This window comes from Methylobacter sp. sgz302048, assembly GCF_052162025.1.
Taxonomy (GTDB): domain Bacteria; phylum Pseudomonadota; class Gammaproteobacteria; order Methylococcales; family Methylomonadaceae; genus Methylobacter.
In genome coordinates this window covers 816,018-831,774 of sequence record NZ_CP197401.1, presented here as the reverse complement: position 1 = coordinate 831,774, position 15,757 = coordinate 816,018, and the positions used below count along the sequence as shown (strand labels likewise).

The following is a 15,757-nucleotide window of genomic DNA, read 5'->3' as shown; positions in this document are numbered from 1 at the left end:
GGACAAGCCGGCTTTTGTACGTTTTTACTAGAGGAACCTTGAATGGCTTTTTTCGGCAAAAAAGAAAACAAAACGTTTAAATATCCTGGCATACGCATGGCCATGGACGGCAGCCAGGCCGTCATCATGGTCGAGCGCGAATCCAGCGATGCTGCCGGCGCTTATCCTATTACGCCTTCGACCGACATGGGTGAAGGCTGGGCCGTGGAAATGGCCAATGGCCATCTGAATATTTCCGACAGACCATTGATTTTTGTCGAGCCTGAGGGCGAGCATGCCGCGGCCGGCGTTACGGCCGGCATGTCCATGACCGGACTCAGGGCCACCAATTTTACATCGGCTCAGGGCGCGGCCTACATGCATGAGTCCCTGTATGCAGCCGTAGGCAAGAGGCTGCCTTATGTCCTGAACATGGCTTGCCGCGCGATCACGAAATCGTCGCTGAACGTGCACTGCGGCCATGACGATTACCATTGCATCGATGACACCGGCTTCATTCAGGTCTTCGCCAAGGACAATCAGGAAGCGGCCGACCTGAACATCATCGGACGAAAAATCGCCGAGCTGTCGCTGAACCCCATTGTCGTAGCTCAGGACGGCTTTTTGACGACGCATCTGATCGAAGCCTTGAATGTACCGGAAAGAGAGCTGATCGAAGAATACCTGGGCCGCCCCGACGACATCATCAACACGCCGACGCCGGCACAGCGCATCATTTATGGCCCGACCCGCCGCCGCATTCCCGAACTCTGGACGGTCGACAAACCGATGATGTCCGGCGTAGTACAGAACCAGGACAGCTACATGCAGGCCGTCGCCGGCCAGCGCCCCTACTTCTTCGATCACGTCGGCGTGTTCGCCGACGAGTGCATGGATGAATGGTACGAATTGACCGGCCGCCGCTATCGCCGCATCGGCGAATACCGCTGTGATGATGCTGATTACCTGATCGTCGCGCAAGGCAGCGTGATCCATACTGCCGAAGCCACGGCCGATTATCTGCGCGAAAAACGCGGCATCAAGGTCGGCGTCGTCAACATGACGATGTTCCGCCCATTCCCCGGCGACCTGATCTCGCACGTGGTCAGAGGCCGCAAAGGCGTTACGGTCATGGAAAGAACCGACCAGCCCATGGCCGAAGATTTACCGTTAATCCGCGAAATCCGCACGGTCATGGCCAAGGCCGTGGAAAACGGCAACTCCAGCGAACTGCCTTTCCCCGGTTACGCCACTTATAAGAAAGACACCGATTCATCGCCGCTGTATTCGGCCTCTTTCGGCCTGGGCAGCCGCGATTTACAGCCGGAAGGCATTATCGCGGCCGTTGAAAACATGCTGCCGGACGGCAAACACCAGAAATTCTTTTACCTGGGCATCCAGTTCGTCCGTGATCAGGCTTACTCGCCCAAACAGGAGATTCAGCAGCAGGCCGTTATCGACGCCTATCCGCATATCCGCGATCTGGCGCTGACCGGCTCCGAAAACCCGAACCTGATGCCCGAAGGCGCGATTACCGTGCGTATGCATTCAGTCGGCGGCTGGGGCGCGATCACGACCGGCAAAAACCTGGCCATGACCTTATTCGATCTTCTCGACTACGAGATCAAGGCCAACCCCAAATACGGCTCCGAGAAAAAAGGCCAGCCGACCACGTACTACCTGTCGGCCGCGCCGGAAAAAATCCGTCTGGCCTGCGAGTATGCGTTCGTGGATGTGGTCATGTCGCCCGATCCGAACGTCTTCACGCACTCGAACCCGCTGGCCGGCCTGAAGGAAAACGGCGTCTTTATCATCCAGAGCAGCCTGTCTTCGCCCGAAGAGGTCTGGCGTTCGTTCCCGAAAGCCTCGCAACGCTATATCGCCGACAAGAAAATCAAGGTCGCCTACATCGACGCCTTCAAGATCGCGCGCGAGGAAGCCAAGGACCCCGACCTGCAATTCCGCATGCAGGGCATCGCCTTCCAGGGCGCTTTCTTCGAGGCGGCACCGCTGGCGGCCAACCTGAACAAGAGCAAGGACGAGATTCTGCAGGCGATTTACGACACCCTCAACGCCAAATTCGGCGGCAAGGGCAAGCAGGTCGTCGAGGACAACTTCCGGACCGTGAAGCGCGGTTTCCTTGAAACCCATGACATCGATGTCAGCGCCATGGTCGTAGGCGATGTCGCGCCCTGGGCCGAGAAGAAAGAAGCCACGGCGCCATTAACATTGTTGCGCAAGCCCGCCAACGATGATGCGCTCTCCGATATCCATCGCTTCTTCGAGCAGACCGGCAGCAACTATATCAACGGCCGCGGCAGCGAAAACCTGGCCGACCCGTTCATGGCGCTCAGCATCGTGCCGGCGGCGACGGGCATTTACCGCGACATGACGCAGATCCGTTTCGAGCATCCGACCTGGATTCCCGAGAACTGCACCGCTTGCGGCGACTGCTACACGGTTTGCCCTGACAGCGCCATCCCGGGACTGGTCAATACGGTCAACGAGGTCTTCGAGACCAACATCAGGCGCATCGAGAAAACCGGCAAGACGGTCAAGCACCTGCGCCGCGCGATCCGCACCGTCGAGAAAAAATACCACGCCCTGGCCGCCACGCGCTCGGAAGGCACGACCTTAGGCCCGGTCTTCAACAAAGCCATAGGCGATACGATCGCCGAATACCCGGAAGCCGAGCGCGAGGAAGTCTCGATGGAGTTCCAGTGGTTCAAGGACGCCATGGGACCGTTCAAATTCGCGCTGACCAAGCCTTACCACGACGCGGTCAACAAACGCACGCCCAATAACGGCGGCCTGTTTTCGATCACCATCAACCCCATGGCCTGCAAGGGCTGCATGGAATGCGTCAAAGTCTGTGACGATAACGCGCTGGAAGTCACGCCGCAAACCGTCGACAGCGTCAAGACCTTGCGCGAAGACTGGGATTACTGGATGGACCTGCCGACCTCGAATCCGAAATACAACCGTATCGACGATCTCGATGAAAAAGTCGGCGCGCTGACCAGCATGCTGCTGGACAAGAAAATCTACAGTTCGATGAACTGCGGCGACAGCGCGTGCTTAGGTTGCGGCGAGAAAACCATCATCCACCTGTTCACAGGCGCCGTAACGGCACTGATGCAGCCACGCGTCAAGAAACAGCTCGCCAGGATCGACGCGCTGATTGTCGGCATGGAGAAGCATATCCGCCTGAAGCTGGCGGAATCGCTCGACATCAATGACATCGAAGCCATCGAGGCCGCGATCGAGGCGAACAAAAACGTTGACCTGACCCTGGCCAAACTCAGCAGTGCGCTGGATGCCGGCAAGCCGTCCAGGCCTATCGATGCGGCTTGGCTGAAATGGGCGTCGCAGATTTCCGCCAAACTGAAACACCTGAAATGGCTGTATCTGGAAGGACCTACCGGCAACGGCCGCGTGGAAATGGGCATCACCAACAGCACGGGCTGTACGTCGGTCTGGGGCTCGACCTTTCCGTTCAACCCCTACCCGTTCCCATGGGCCAACCACCTATTCCAGGATGCGCCGTCCCTGGCGATGGGCGTCTTTGAAGGCCACATGCTCAAGATGACGGAAGGCTTCAAGGCCATCCGCATGGCGGAACTGGAACTGGCCGGCAAATACGACAAGGACGAACACGACAGATTCTTCAAGTATTTCGACTGGCGCCAGTTCTCCGAGCAGGAATACCTGATGTGCCCGCCCGTGGTCTGCGTCGGCGGCGACGGCGCCATGTACGACATCGGCTTCCAGAATCTGTCGCGCTGCCTGATTTCGGGCCTGCCGATCAAGGTGCTGATCCTGGATACACAGGTTTATTCCAATACCGGCGGCCAGGCCTGCACGTCCGGCTTTATCGGCCAGATATCGGACATGGCGCCTTACGGCCAGGAAACGAAAGGCAAGTTCGAGCTGCGCAAGGAAATGAGCCTGCTCGCGATGGCGCACCGGACTTCCTACGTCATGCAGGGCGCCATCTCGCATGTCAACCACCTACTGGAAGGTTACATCGATGGCTTGAATTTCCGCGGCCCCGCCGTATTCAACATCTATGCCGTCTGCCAGCCTGAACATGGCGTGGCCGATGATGCCTCGGAAATGCAAAGCCGCCTGGCCGTTGAATCGCGCGCTTATCCGCTGCTGACTTTCGATCCTCGCCTGGGCAATACCTGGGAGGAATGCACGTCCATCCAGGGCAATCCGGACATTGACAAGGACTGGACGACTTACACGCTGAAGTTCGTCGATGAATACGGTCTTGAAGAAACCCTGGACGTACCCATGACGTTCGCTGACTGGGCCTTGACGGAAGGCCGCTTCCGCAGGCACTTCAAGTTCGTGCCGCCGTCCCAGTGGAACGATGACATGATGCCGCTGATCGAGTTTATCGATCTGCCGAGAGAGGATAAGGCCGAATATATTCCATTCATTTATGCCGTGCATCCGGACACCAATACGCTGGTGCGCGTGGTCGTCGATCCTGAAATCGTCCTGTCGACGATTGAGCGGCGCGACTTCTGGCATATCCTGAAAGGCATCGTCGGCGCCAACCGGCCGACCATAGACTTGAAAGCGGTCGCCGATCAGGCCAAAGCGGAAATGGCTTCCAGCATTGCCGCCAACCTGGTGAACATGGTGGGCGGTGGTGACGCCAGCGCTTTAGCCAGCCTGTTGACTCCGTCAGCTATAACGGCCGCGCCAGCGCCAGTAGTGGCAACTCCTGCAGAGGCCGCTCCCGCACCTGCCCCAGCGGCGTCTGCTGCGACAACAGCTGCGCCGGCTCCTAAAGCCACTGCGGGCGGGCATGAATCGGTCTGGATTGAAACGCCCAACTGCACAACCTGTGATGAATGTGTCGACATTGCGCCGGCCATCTTCCAGTATAATACCGAGAAAAAAGCCATTGTCGTCAATCCGACAGCCGGCACTTACGAGCAGATCGTGAAGGCCGCTGAAAAATGCACGGCCGTGATCATTCATCCCGGCACGCCCTGGAATCCGGATGAGCCCAATCTTGAGAAGCTCATCAAACGTGCGGAGAAGTTTCAATAAGATGCTCTATCTTTAAGGCTTAAACCTAAGATGGATTAAACAGTAAATCTTACGAATGACTGCAGATGCAGTTGCCTGGAGCCCGAAGGAAAGCCTGCACAGCAGCCATATTGTGCAAGACTTATCCTTCGGGCTCTTCGTAGTTTATGAACGGGCAAATTCCTTAGCCCCGTTGTGATTTTTATACTAGTTAGGACTATGAGTTTACTAAAGCTGTTCGGCAGAAAAACCGTCTCTAGCAGAAAAACCTTCCCCAAAGGCATACACCCTGCCGAATATAAAGAACAGACCAGTGCCAAGCCGACCCGCCGGCTGCCTTTCGCGCCGCAGGTCATCGTGCCTTTGTCGCAAAGCATCGGCAAACCCTCTATCGGCGTCGTGCACAAAGGCCAGCAGGTGGAGCGCGGCGAGGTGATTGCTGTTGCTGACGGACCGCTGTCCGTGCCGCTGCATGCGCCGGTCACGGGCACTGTGAAAGGCATCGAGCTCATGCCGACGCCGTCCGGCGCCAAAAAAGACTGCATCATCATCGACACGCAGCCCAGCTCGTCGCAAATTCCGATTCGGAGCGAAGAGCGCGACATTGAGTCCATGAGCCGCGAAGAGCTGATTCAGGCCGTCAAGGATACCGGCATGGTGGGCCTGGGCGGGGCCAGCTTTCCGACGCATTTCAAGATGACCGTGCCGGAAGGCAAGAAAGTGCATACCGTGATCGTCAACGGCTGCGAGTGCGAGCCGTTTATGACGACCGATCATCGCGTCATGCTCGAAAACGTCAAAAACTTGATCCTGGGCATCCGCATCGCGATGAAATGCGTGGACGCCGGCAAAGCCATAATCGGCGTCGAAGACAACAAGCCGGACGTTCTGGCCGCCATCAAGCCGCATCTGCCCCAGGATGGCAGCATCACGATCGAGGCCGTCGAGACGAAATATCCGCAGGGCGCCGAGAAAATGCTGATCTATTCGCTGCTCGGCGTCGAGGTGCCGTCCCGCGGCCTGCCGGCCGACATCGGCCTTGCCGTATTCAACGTCGCGACACTGGCCGAGCTCGGCCGCCTGCTGCCGCACGGCCAGGGGCTTATCGAGCGCGTCATCACCATTACCGGCGATGACCTGGAAAAGCCCGGCAATTACATCGTACCGATCGGCACGCCGCTGCGTTATATTCTGCAATACGCGAACTTTACCGGCCATCAGGCGGAACTGATCCTCGGCGGCCCAATGATGGGCACGGCCGCCGCATCACTCGATACGCCCGTTACCAAAGGCACCGGCACAGTCCTGGTACTCGACGAGCGCGCTACCAAAAATGACGACATTCTGCCGTGCATCAAATGCGGCAAATGCCTGCAGGCCTGCCCGATCAATCTGAATCCGTGCGAACTGGGCCAACTGGCGGCCAAACGGCGCCATGATGTCATGGAGGAGCAATACCATCTCAATGATTGCTTCGAATGCGGCTGCTGCAGTTATGTCTGCCCGTCCAATATTCCCTTAGTGCAGTACTTTAGAATCGCCAAAGTACTGAATCGAGAAAGGCACCTGAACAATGGCTGAAAAATCACCCAAAATTGACATCCGCACGTCGCCTTACATCCGGCGCGCGCCTACCGTCCCTGAAATCATGCGTCATGTGGTTTATGCCTTGCTGCCGATCTGCGCCTATTCGGTTTACCAGTTCGGCATCAGCGCCTTGGCGTCCATGATCGTGACGACCGCGGCCGCTGTCGGGACCGAGCACTTTTTCTGCCGCATGGCCGAGAAGCGCTCGACCATTGGTGACTTCAGCGCTGTCATCACAGGCTTGCTGCTGGCTTTAACATTGCCTCCGGGCTTTCCGTTATGGATGGGCGCAGTCGGCGGTTTCGTCTCCATAGCGCTCGGCAAAGCCCTGTTCGGAGGCCTTGGGTTTAATGTCTTCAATCCGGCCCTGGTCGGGCGGGCGTTCGTTCAGGCCGCGTTTCCGGTCGCGATTACGACCTGGACGCCGGCTTTTGCCCTGAACCGTTTCAGCGAATTCATTCCGTCCACGCTGGCCTTCCCGTTCATGACCGCCGACCCTACGGCCGAATGGACGCTGAACACAGCCATTGACGGCTTCACCGGCGCGACACCGCTGGCGCTGATGAAATTTCAAGGCGTCATGACCGATGCGAAGGACTTGTTTCTGGGCACGGTCGCAGGCTCGGCCGGCGAGCCTTCGTCCTTGCTGATTCTGCTTTGCGGCGCTTATCTGGTGTACAAGAAAATGCTCGACTGGCGCATTACCGCTGCCGTCATTTTCGGCACATTCATAACGGCTGGATTTTTTCATCTGATGAATCCGTCTCAATATCCAAGCGCCAGCTTCATGATATTCTCGGGAGGCCTGATGTTTGCGGCCGTTTTTATGACCACCGACATGGTGTCATCGCCGGTCACGCCGCTGGGCATTTTCATTATCGGTTTTTTGGTCGGTTTCATGACGGTCATCATCCGCCTGTTCGGCGCCTTGACCGAAGCGGTCATGTATGCCATTTTGTTCGGCAATGCCGCAACGCCTATTATTGAATCTTTCACTCAGCCGCGTATTTTCGGCGCCCGCAGAGATAAGGACTAAGCATGAGCAATCCCGATCCGCAAATTCCGCAACTGCCTTCCAGCCTGTCACTGATCCAGAAACTGGGTGCCGTCGCTTTGATATCAGGCCTGCTGGTGGCAATGGTTTATGAATATACAAAACCCATGATCGCCGACAATCAACGTGTGGCGCTGGAAGCAGCCTTGTACAATGTGTTGCCGGCCAGCGCCAGCTCGCGCCTGACTTTTCGCCTGGAGGATGACCAGCTCACGCTGGTTCCGGACGATACGCCCAATGAGGGCGATCTGATTTACGCCGGCTACGACAACGAGCATAAACTGGTCGGCATCTCCTTGACGGCAGCGGCGCAAGGTTATCAGGATACGGTAAAGATCCTCTATGCTTATGATCCGTACAGCAGTTGCATCAAGGACTTCGTCGTCTTGAAAAGCACGGAAACGCCGGGCTTTGGCGACAAGATCGCCACCGACGAAAGTTTCCTGAAAAATTTCGAATGCCTGGACGCCAAAGTGAACGAAGAGCAATCGGCCCTGGCCCATGCTATTAAAACGGTACGGCACGGCACCAAGAAGAATCCCTGGGAAATCGACGCGATTGCTGGCGCCACGATTACCTCCAACGCCGTCGGGCGCATGCTCGATAAAAGCGGGCAGTTCTTCCATCCTGCTATTGCCCAGAATTTAAACCTGCTGGAAAACGCCCAGCGCTCAACCCAACCCTAGAGAGGTGATGTATGTCAACGCCCGCCCCTAAACAAGAAACGCCGGTGACACTGGAAATATTTACCGCAGGGCTGTGGAAGGAAAACCCGATTTTCGTCATGATGCTGGGGTTGTGCCCTACCCTGGCCGTCACCAACTCGCTGGCCAATGCGCTGGCCATGGGCGCGGCCACTATTTTCGTACTGGTCGGTTCCAATGCCCTGGTCTCGGGACTGCGCCATTTTATCCCTAAGCAAATCCGCATCACGACTTACATCATTATCATCGCCACATTCGTGACGCTGGTGGATTATCTGATTCAGGCCATCAGCCTGGAGATGTACAACGCCTTGGGCGCCTTTATCCAGCTGATCGTCGTGAACTGCCTGATTCTGGGCCGCGCCGAAGCCTATGCATCCAAAAACTCTTTCAACAAATCCGTCGTCAGCGCTGCCGGCATGGGCGTGGGCTTTACCTTTGCGCTGGCCTGCCTGGGCAGCGTCAGGGAGCTGCTGGGTTCCGGCAAACTGCTTGGCTTTCAAGTGTTCAGCGACAGCTTTGAACCCTGGGTTGTCATGATCTTGCCGCCCGGTGGATTCATTGTGTTAGGCAGCTGGCTGATACTGTTCAAATGGATTGAACAACGTCAAACGAAAAAAATCATCAGCAGCGATGCCGCCACGCACTGCACAGTCAAGCATAATTCTTGATCGGCTTGAAGCTTTGGCCTTTTAATTACCCGAGATACCTATTATGCAAACCGAAGAATCATTAGGCTACTTATTCCTGAATGCTTTTTTAATCAACAACTTCGTATTGGCGATGTTTTTAGGCCTGTGTCCTTTCGTAGGCACATCGGCAAGACGTGACACCGCGATCAACATGGGTATAGCGACCACGTTCGTGATGCTGATCAGTTCCATCTGTGCCTATGGCATCAATGTCATCCTGGTCAAGTACGGGCTTGAATTCTTACGCCTGATCAGCTATATCGCCATTATCGCGGCCGCGGTACAATTGGTGGAGATGACGCTAAAGAAATTCAGCCCGGTATTATCCAGGGCATTGGGCATTTATCTGCCGTTAATCACGACCAACTGCGCGATATTGGGCGTTGCTTTGATCCAGACCGCCAGAGGCTATGGCTTTCTGCAATCGGTGGCTTTCAGCGCCGGCGCTGGCGCAGGTTTCGCCCTGGCCTTGATTCTAATGGCCGGATTGAGAGAAAAACTGGAACTGGCCAACATGCCCAGCGTTACCCAGGCGGCCGGTTTGAGCATGATGCTGGCCGGCATTCTGTCCATGACATTCATGGGCTTTGCGGGCTTGGGTGGCAGTGCAACCTAGTCTATCAACAGGATATATCCATGATTAATTTTTTAATTGCGTTCGGCGTTATCTTTTCCTTGATGCTGGGCTGGATTCTGGTTCAACAAGCCGCGAGAAAAATAGCCGCCAAATACCCTGAATTCGGTCCTGCCAAAGAAGAAGGCTTAGGTTGCGGAAAAAGCTGCGGCTGCCAGGCTAACCATTGCGAAAACAAGGAATAGGCCCGACTTGGCTCATGCCGACCATTTCTGTCAGGCTGACAACAAGGCTGACTCTCTGCCCCGAGCGAATCTTTCCAGTTTGCCCTTAAAATACTTGGAGCTCAAATGCCAGCTAATGCCTAATTTATCAGTGACTTCCGTTGCTCGTAGCCGTGCTATATAAGGGTTTTTCAATATATTTTTGAAATCATTTTGCCAAGCAAATTTCAACTAGCTAATATGCTAGTCATTTACACAACTTATTGGAGTTAAAAATGGGTATCAGCGTTACTAAACTGTTAATCGTATTAGCCATCATCATCGTTATTTTTGGCACTAAACGTCTGCGTACGCTCGGCACCGATTTAGGAGACGCGATTAAAAACTTTCGTTCAGCTGTTAAAGAAGGCGAAGAAGGCACAGCGGGCGATGAAGAGAAAGACAAAGACAGTGAAAAACCCTCCCAAAAAAGCGAAGGAAACTAGCAGTGTCCTATTTGATTGCATGTTATTGACCTTCCCCATTCGATTACAGTAGTCGCCAACATCCAGAAAAATAATACTGACAGGCCGTCCGTACATTAAATCCCCACTTTTTTTAATGATAAGCAGTTTTGCGGCTCAGCCATAGTTGTTTATACTTGTCAGTTTATCAATCTACTCCGTCAGGCTGGCTTTTTCGTGCAGAATAAAAATAATTGCGCACGGCGGCAAAACAGCCAGCCTAACCACAATCCTTGAAGCGTTCGATGAGTAAAACAACCGACAACCTCCTGGTCAAAACTATTCTCTGGTGGGAAGAAAACATCCTTAACAGGCCCTGGTGGCTACTCTTATTTTCCGTGGTCGTCAGTGGTTTCGTTCTCCAATACACGGTGAACAACCTCACAGTCAATACCAACACGGGCGAGATGCTTTCACCCGATCTGCAGTTCCAGCAGGATCGCAGGCGCCTGGAAAAGGCCTTCCCTCAGGATGCCAACACTATCTTGCTGATTGTGGAGGGCAAAACGCCCGAGCAGACCACTGCCGCAGTCAAGCGCATCAGCGCCGGCCTGCGCCAGCAAAAAGACCAGATCAAATCCGTTTACCTTCCCGATGAAGGCGAGTTTTTCGACCGCAACGGCCTGCTTTATCTGAGCCTGAAAGAACTGCAGGACCTCTCCACGAAACTCGCCAATGCCCAGCCTTTTATGGGCAAGCTGTCGCAGGACAATAGCCTGAACGGATTATTCGAGCTCTTCGGGGAGGCGCTGGATGAGTCCAATGACACCGAACTCGATATGAATGCCGTCTTCAGCAAGACCAACGAAGCTTTGCAAGCGGCGCAAGATGGCCGTCCCTATCAGTTATCGTGGCAGCAACTGATGATGGATCGAACATCGGGAATAGGTGTTACCAAACGCTTTATCATTGCTACGCCGATTTTGAATTTTCAGGAGTACCTGCCCGCCGAGAAAAGCCTGACAGCCATCAATCAGGTCATTGCCTCGTCACTGGCTGGCGATGCCGCCGATGTCAGCGTCCGCATGACCGGAGAAGTCGTGCTGGAATATGAAGAAATGCAAACGGTTACCGAGGGCACTACCATAGCAGGCATCGCCTCCATGTTTTTGGTCTGCATCACGCTCTGGATCGCCTATCGTTCCTTCAAGCTGATGTTCGCGACTTTTTTCACGCTGACCATGGGCCTGGTGCTGTCCCTGGGCTTCGCTACACTCGCTGTCGGCCACTTGAACATGATTTCGATCGCCTTCGGCGTGCTGTTTATCGGCATGGGCGACGCTTATTCCTCGCATTTTTGCCTGCGCTACCGCGAACTGAGGCAGCGCGGCGAAAATCCGCGTCAGGCTTTGCGCGATACGCTCACATCCACCGGCGGCTCGCTGGCCTTGTGCACGCTCACGGCGGCGATCGGCCTGTTCGCCTTTATTCCGACCAATTATCTCGGCGTATCGGAACTGGGCATCATTGCCGGCACCAGCCTGGTCATAGCGCTTTCAACGACTTTTACCGTCCTGCCGGCGCTGATAAAAATCATGCCGCCCAAAGTGCGGAAAATAGAAGAGAGTGACCAGATCTACTCCAAGCTGACATCGAACTGGCCTTTGGTCTATGCACGCCCGATCCGCTGGGTTACCTATATTTTAGCCGCGATCTCCGTGGCATTGCTGACGCAAGTCAAAGTGGATTTCAATCCGATCAATTTGCGCGACCCGAACACCGAGTCGGTCAAAACCTTTAAATACCTGCTGCAATCCGAGGATACTTCACCGATGACGCTAACATCTCTGGCAAATTCTGAGGCTGAAGCAAAGAACAAGGAAGCGCGCCTGGAAAAACTGAGCACGGTAGACAAGGCTGTGACGCTGTTCGACTTTATCCCCGAAGATCAGGACGACAAGCTGGCCTTGATAGAAGAACTCGCCTTGATAGTGGGCCCTGTACTCGATAATTTCCCCGAGCCATCCAAAGAAAATGCCCAAATCGAGTCCCTGCAAAAATTCCAGGCAGCACTCAAAAAACGCCTGGCAACAGACAACAGCAGCGTCATGGCCGAGCTGGACGCTACGCTGGAGCGTTTTCTCGCCAAACTGCAATCGGTCGATGCCGAAACACGCCAAGCGATGCTGAACCAGCTTCAGGCCAGCATGCTGAACTCGCTGCCGTCGACAATACAAATCCTGCAAACCAGCCTGCAGGCCGGCCCGATCAAGCTTGAAACGCTGCCTAAGGATTTGAGCGAACGCTGGCTCAGCAAAGACGGTATCTACCGGATTCAGGCTTTCCCGAAAAAAGATCTGAACGACCTGGAAAACATGCGCGAATTTATCCTGGAAGCGCAGCAAGTCGACCCGCATGTCACCGATCTGCCGGTCAGCTATCTTGAATCCATGAACGAAGTCATCCGTGCATTCCAGCAGGCTTTTGCCGTTGCCTTCGGAGTCATTGCCCTGCTGCTGCTCATTATCATGCGCAATGTCAAGGATACCTTGCTGGTGCTGCTGCCGCTGCTGCTCGCATCCCTGTTCACGGCGGCCATGACCGTGCTGATCGATATGCCGTTCAATTTCGCCAACATCATTGCCTTGCCGCTGTTGTTCGGTCTCGGCGTAGACAGCGGCATTCACATGGCGCACCGGCTACACTACCTGCGATCAAACGACGGCAATATGCTCAGCGGCAGCGAGGCTCAGGGCGTTTTCTTCGGCACCCTGACCACGATATTCAGTTTCGGCAGCTTGGCGTTCACGACGCATCAAGGCACGGCTTCGATGGGCATTCTGCTCGCCATGGGCCTGCTCCTGACCTTGGTTTGCGCGCTGGTTGTCCTGCCGGCCTTTAGCATGCTCAGATTCAAGCCGCGTCTTTTAAAGAAACGATCCCGTCAATCAATTCTTTAACGGCATACTGACTTAACGCCGTTAGTCATGAATGATTGACGGCTTCTGTCTCCCTTCTTGAGATTCCATACACCGATATGGCGGGCTCGCGACTTTATGCTGAACATTCAGGTTTTATCTCGATTCTCCGAACTATAAGTTCGGACAGCAGTGGGAATTTTAATCTCACGCAAGGGCTGAGCCAGATCCCCCTTTCATGAGCTGATGATTGGAACAATCCGATTTACCCGGGTTTATTCAGGAAATGCGCCAATGCGACGGGATTGATTGAATAGGCTGGATAAGCCGTTTCTGCCGGCAGCGTTATGCGCACTACCGGCAGAAACGGCAGGATTAGAAATAGTCCGCGTTGATCAGGAAATGCACGGCGATGCTGCCGAAATAACCCAGCAAAATAACAGGCATCCATTTCAAGTGACTGCTGAACGTGTAGATACCTTTTGCTTGTCCCATCAAGCCGACACCGGCAGCCGATCCAATAGCCAGCAGACTGCCGCCCACGCCTGCGGTCAGCGTGACCAGCAGCCATTGACCTTGGGAAATATCCGGCAGCATGGTCAATACGGCATACATGATCGTACCGTTATCAATGAACGCCGAAAAGATGCCCACCAAAATGTTGGCAATAGTCGGGTCGATTTCGCCGTATAGGAAATGCGAGGCGAGTTCCAGATAACCCAGGAAGCTCAAGCCGGCAACGCTCATCATGACGCCGTAGAAAAACAGCAGCGTGTCCCATTCCAGATTGGCTACGTTCTTGAATACATCGAACTCATGCTGGCCATTGCCTCCTATCATCGGAATGTCCATTGCGTCGGTATCCGGCGCGCCATTGGTTTTGCCAGGCGTCTTTTGCATGTAGTAGCTAAAAAACTTCAAGTAAGTCAGGCCCATCAGCATGCCGGCTGCCGGCGGCAGGTCAAGGAAATTCTCAAAACAAACCGCCGTTACGATAGTCATCAGGAACAGAAAAATGATGATGCCGGCACCACGTTTGATGACAGGCGCTTCACTGGCCGCCGCAGGTTGCGCCTTGGGAATCCAGAAATGCATGATTGCCGCAGGCAGCGCAAAGTTGACGATGGCCGGAACTAACAGCGAATAAAAACTGATGAACGGCACGACCCCTTTCTGCCAAACCAATAGCGTCGTAATATCTCCGAAAGGACTGAACGAACCGCCGGCATTAGTGGCAATAACGACATTTACACAGGCTACGGTGATAAAACGCTTGTTGTCCTTGCCCATGGCCAGTAACACAGCCCCCATCAGCAGAGCCGTGGTCAGATTGTTACAGACTGAGGACAGCCCGAAAGACATCCAGCCCGTTATCCAGAATAACTGCCGATAGCTGAAATTTTTGCTCAACAGCCAGATGCGCAGATTTTCAAAAACGTTCCGGTCCTCCATGGCATTGAGGTAAGCCATGGAAACCATGATAAACAAAAACAGCTCGGCAAACCCTTCCAGGCTGGCACGGAAGGCCTTTCCTGCAGATTCGCCCATGCCTCCGTTAACATAAATGAAAGCGATGAACACCCAGATCAAGCTGGCTGCAAATACCATGGGCTTTGATTTGCGAAGCTCGGTGACTTCTTCGAACATAGCAAGCACATAAGCCACGACAAAAACCGCAATTGCCGAATACCCCACCCAATGCAAGGTCAGATTTAACGGTTGCAGGGGATCCACGGCAGCATTTTCACCCGCCAGAGCTAGCGCCGGCAGGCCAAAAGAGATTAAAGCCATCAAGTATGGCGAAAGTTTTCTAAACATAAAGCTTATGGAGAAATATTATGGAGAATCTGGACTTAAAATGGCGGGCTTTAGAAGATATGGCAAGCCCGCCAGCAGCTTGTACGCATGTTACTAGTTTACGACTGCCGACCTTCTTATTCAAACACGGCTATCGCTCTTTTTGGTAAAAACACTGTTTATAATCCTTGATCAATTCAAGGCGCGGGGGAATTTCTTAAGTCATCTGAACACCCGATGATTAAAGTGCCGCCAGTGCGCTCTCGTAATCTGGCTCGTTGGCTACTTCATCAACTTGTTGCGTATAAACCACCTTGTCATTTTCATCCAGAATGACAATGGCGCGAGCCGCCAAACCGGCAAGAATGGTGTCGGTAATACGGACACCGTAGTCATCGGTAAAACTGGAACGGAAGGTTGACAGCGGAATCACATTTTTGAGACCTTCCGCTTCACAAAAGCGGGCTTGCGCAAAAGGCAGATCCCCCGAAACCACCAGAACAACGGTATTGTCCAGGCGTGAGGCCTTTTCATTGAACTTACGCGTTGACGCGGCGCATACGGGCGTATCAAGACTCGGCACGATATTCAGAACTTTTCTTTTACCTGCATAAGTCGCCAGCGTCACTTCCTGCAATTTGCCGTTGACCAATGTAAAGTCCGGCGCCTTGCTGCCGACTGCGGGCAATTCACCCGATGTATGTAACGGTTTGCCTTGAAATTTAATTGTAGCCAT

General features: G+C 54.3%; 11 protein-coding genes. 9 read left to right on the top strand and 2 right to left on the bottom strand.

The annotated features are described in order from the left end of the window. Positions 1-42: 42 nt before the first annotated feature. From ACTNE6_RS04090 to ACTNE6_RS04050, 9 genes are all read left to right on the top strand, one after another. Positions 43-5,049 carry a 2-oxoacid:acceptor oxidoreductase family protein gene (locus ACTNE6_RS04090; RefSeq protein WP_442498696.1) on the top strand — a complete coding sequence of 1,669 codons (5,007 nt, stop codon included), beginning with the start codon at positions 43-45 and terminating at the stop codon, positions 5,047-5,049. A gap of 198 nt (positions 5,050-5,247) precedes the next feature. Next, positions 5,248-6,609 (top strand): electron transport complex subunit RsxC, encoded by a 1,362-nt coding sequence (gene rsxC, locus ACTNE6_RS04085; RefSeq protein ID WP_442498695.1) that lies wholly within the window; start codon positions 5,248-5,250, stop codon positions 6,607-6,609. Further along, complete coding sequence (locus ACTNE6_RS04080; protein ID WP_442498694.1) at positions 6,602-7,651, top strand: RnfABCDGE type electron transport complex subunit D; 1,050 nt, start codon at positions 6,602-6,604, stop codon at positions 7,649-7,651. Before rsxC ends, ACTNE6_RS04080 begins: the two co-directional genes overlap by 8 nt. Before the next feature lie 2 nt (positions 7,652-7,653). Next, positions 7,654-8,355, top strand: coding sequence for an FMN-binding protein (locus ACTNE6_RS04075; RefSeq protein WP_442498693.1), 702 nt, complete (start codon positions 7,654-7,656; stop codon positions 8,353-8,355). Positions 8,356-8,366: 11 nt separating this feature from the next. Further along, complete coding sequence (rsxE, locus tag ACTNE6_RS04070) at positions 8,367-9,044, top strand: electron transport complex subunit RsxE (protein WP_442498692.1); 678 nt, start codon at positions 8,367-8,369, stop codon at positions 9,042-9,044. Positions 9,045-9,087: 43 nt separating this feature from the next. Further along, positions 9,088-9,681 (top strand): electron transport complex protein RnfA, encoded by a 594-nt coding sequence (locus ACTNE6_RS04065; RefSeq protein ID WP_194970945.1) that lies wholly within the window; start codon positions 9,088-9,090, stop codon positions 9,679-9,681. Between the two features lie 20 nt (positions 9,682-9,701). Further along, positions 9,702-9,884 carry a hypothetical protein gene (locus tag ACTNE6_RS04060; protein WP_194970946.1) on the top strand — a complete coding sequence of 61 codons (183 nt, stop codon included), beginning with the start codon at positions 9,702-9,704 and terminating at the stop codon, positions 9,882-9,884. A 254-nt stretch (positions 9,885-10,138) separates the two neighbouring features. Then, positions 10,139-10,348, top strand: coding sequence for a twin-arginine translocase TatA/TatE family subunit (gene tatA, locus ACTNE6_RS04055; protein ID WP_442498691.1), 210 nt, complete (start codon positions 10,139-10,141; stop codon positions 10,346-10,348). Between the two features lie 263 nt (positions 10,349-10,611). Beyond that, entirely contained in the window at positions 10,612-13,266 is a 2,655-nt protein-coding gene (locus ACTNE6_RS04050) for an MMPL family transporter (protein WP_442498690.1), read from the top strand. Between the two features lie 333 nt (positions 13,267-13,599). Here the strand turns inward: ACTNE6_RS04050 and nhaD are convergent, their stop codons facing one another. Both nhaD and tpx read right to left on the bottom strand, forming a co-directional pair. Further along, positions 13,600-15,015: a sodium:proton antiporter NhaD gene (gene nhaD, locus ACTNE6_RS04045; RefSeq protein ID WP_442498689.1), complete on the bottom strand. Its 1,416-nt coding sequence runs from the start codon at positions 15,013-15,015 to the stop codon at positions 13,600-13,602. 247 nt (positions 15,016-15,262) lie between these two features. Continuing rightward, complete coding sequence (gene tpx / locus ACTNE6_RS04040) at positions 15,263-15,757, bottom strand: thiol peroxidase (protein ID WP_442498688.1); 495 nt, start codon at positions 15,755-15,757, stop codon at positions 15,263-15,265.

Coding starts and splice junctions, on each gene's coding strand:
- rsxE (WP_442498692.1), top strand. CDS start 8,367: ATGTCAACGCCCGCCCCTAAACAAGAAACGCCGGTGACACTGGAAATA.
- rsxC (WP_442498695.1), top strand. CDS start 5,248: ATGAGTTTACTAAAGCTGTTCGGCAGAAAAACCGTCTCTAGCAGAAAA.
- ACTNE6_RS04080 (WP_442498694.1), top strand. CDS start 6,602: ATGGCTGAAAAATCACCCAAAATTGACATCCGCACGTCGCCTTACATC.
- tatA (WP_442498691.1), top strand. CDS start 10,139: ATGGGTATCAGCGTTACTAAACTGTTAATCGTATTAGCCATCATCATC.
- ACTNE6_RS04090 (WP_442498696.1), top strand. CDS start 43: ATGGCTTTTTTCGGCAAAAAAGAAAACAAAACGTTTAAATATCCTGGC.
- nhaD (WP_442498689.1), bottom strand. CDS start 15,015: ATGGCTTTAATCTCTTTTGGCCTGCCGGCGCTAGCTCTGGCGGGTGAA.
- ACTNE6_RS04050 (WP_442498690.1), top strand. CDS start 10,612: ATGAGTAAAACAACCGACAACCTCCTGGTCAAAACTATTCTCTGGTGG.
- ACTNE6_RS04065 (WP_194970945.1), top strand. CDS start 9,088: ATGCAAACCGAAGAATCATTAGGCTACTTATTCCTGAATGCTTTTTTA.
- tpx (WP_442498688.1), bottom strand. CDS start 15,757: ATGGCTACAATTAAATTTCAAGGCAAACCGTTACATACATCGGGTGAA.
- ACTNE6_RS04075 (WP_442498693.1), top strand. CDS start 7,654: ATGAGCAATCCCGATCCGCAAATTCCGCAACTGCCTTCCAGCCTGTCA.
- ACTNE6_RS04060 (WP_194970946.1), top strand. CDS start 9,702: ATGATTAATTTTTTAATTGCGTTCGGCGTTATCTTTTCCTTGATGCTG.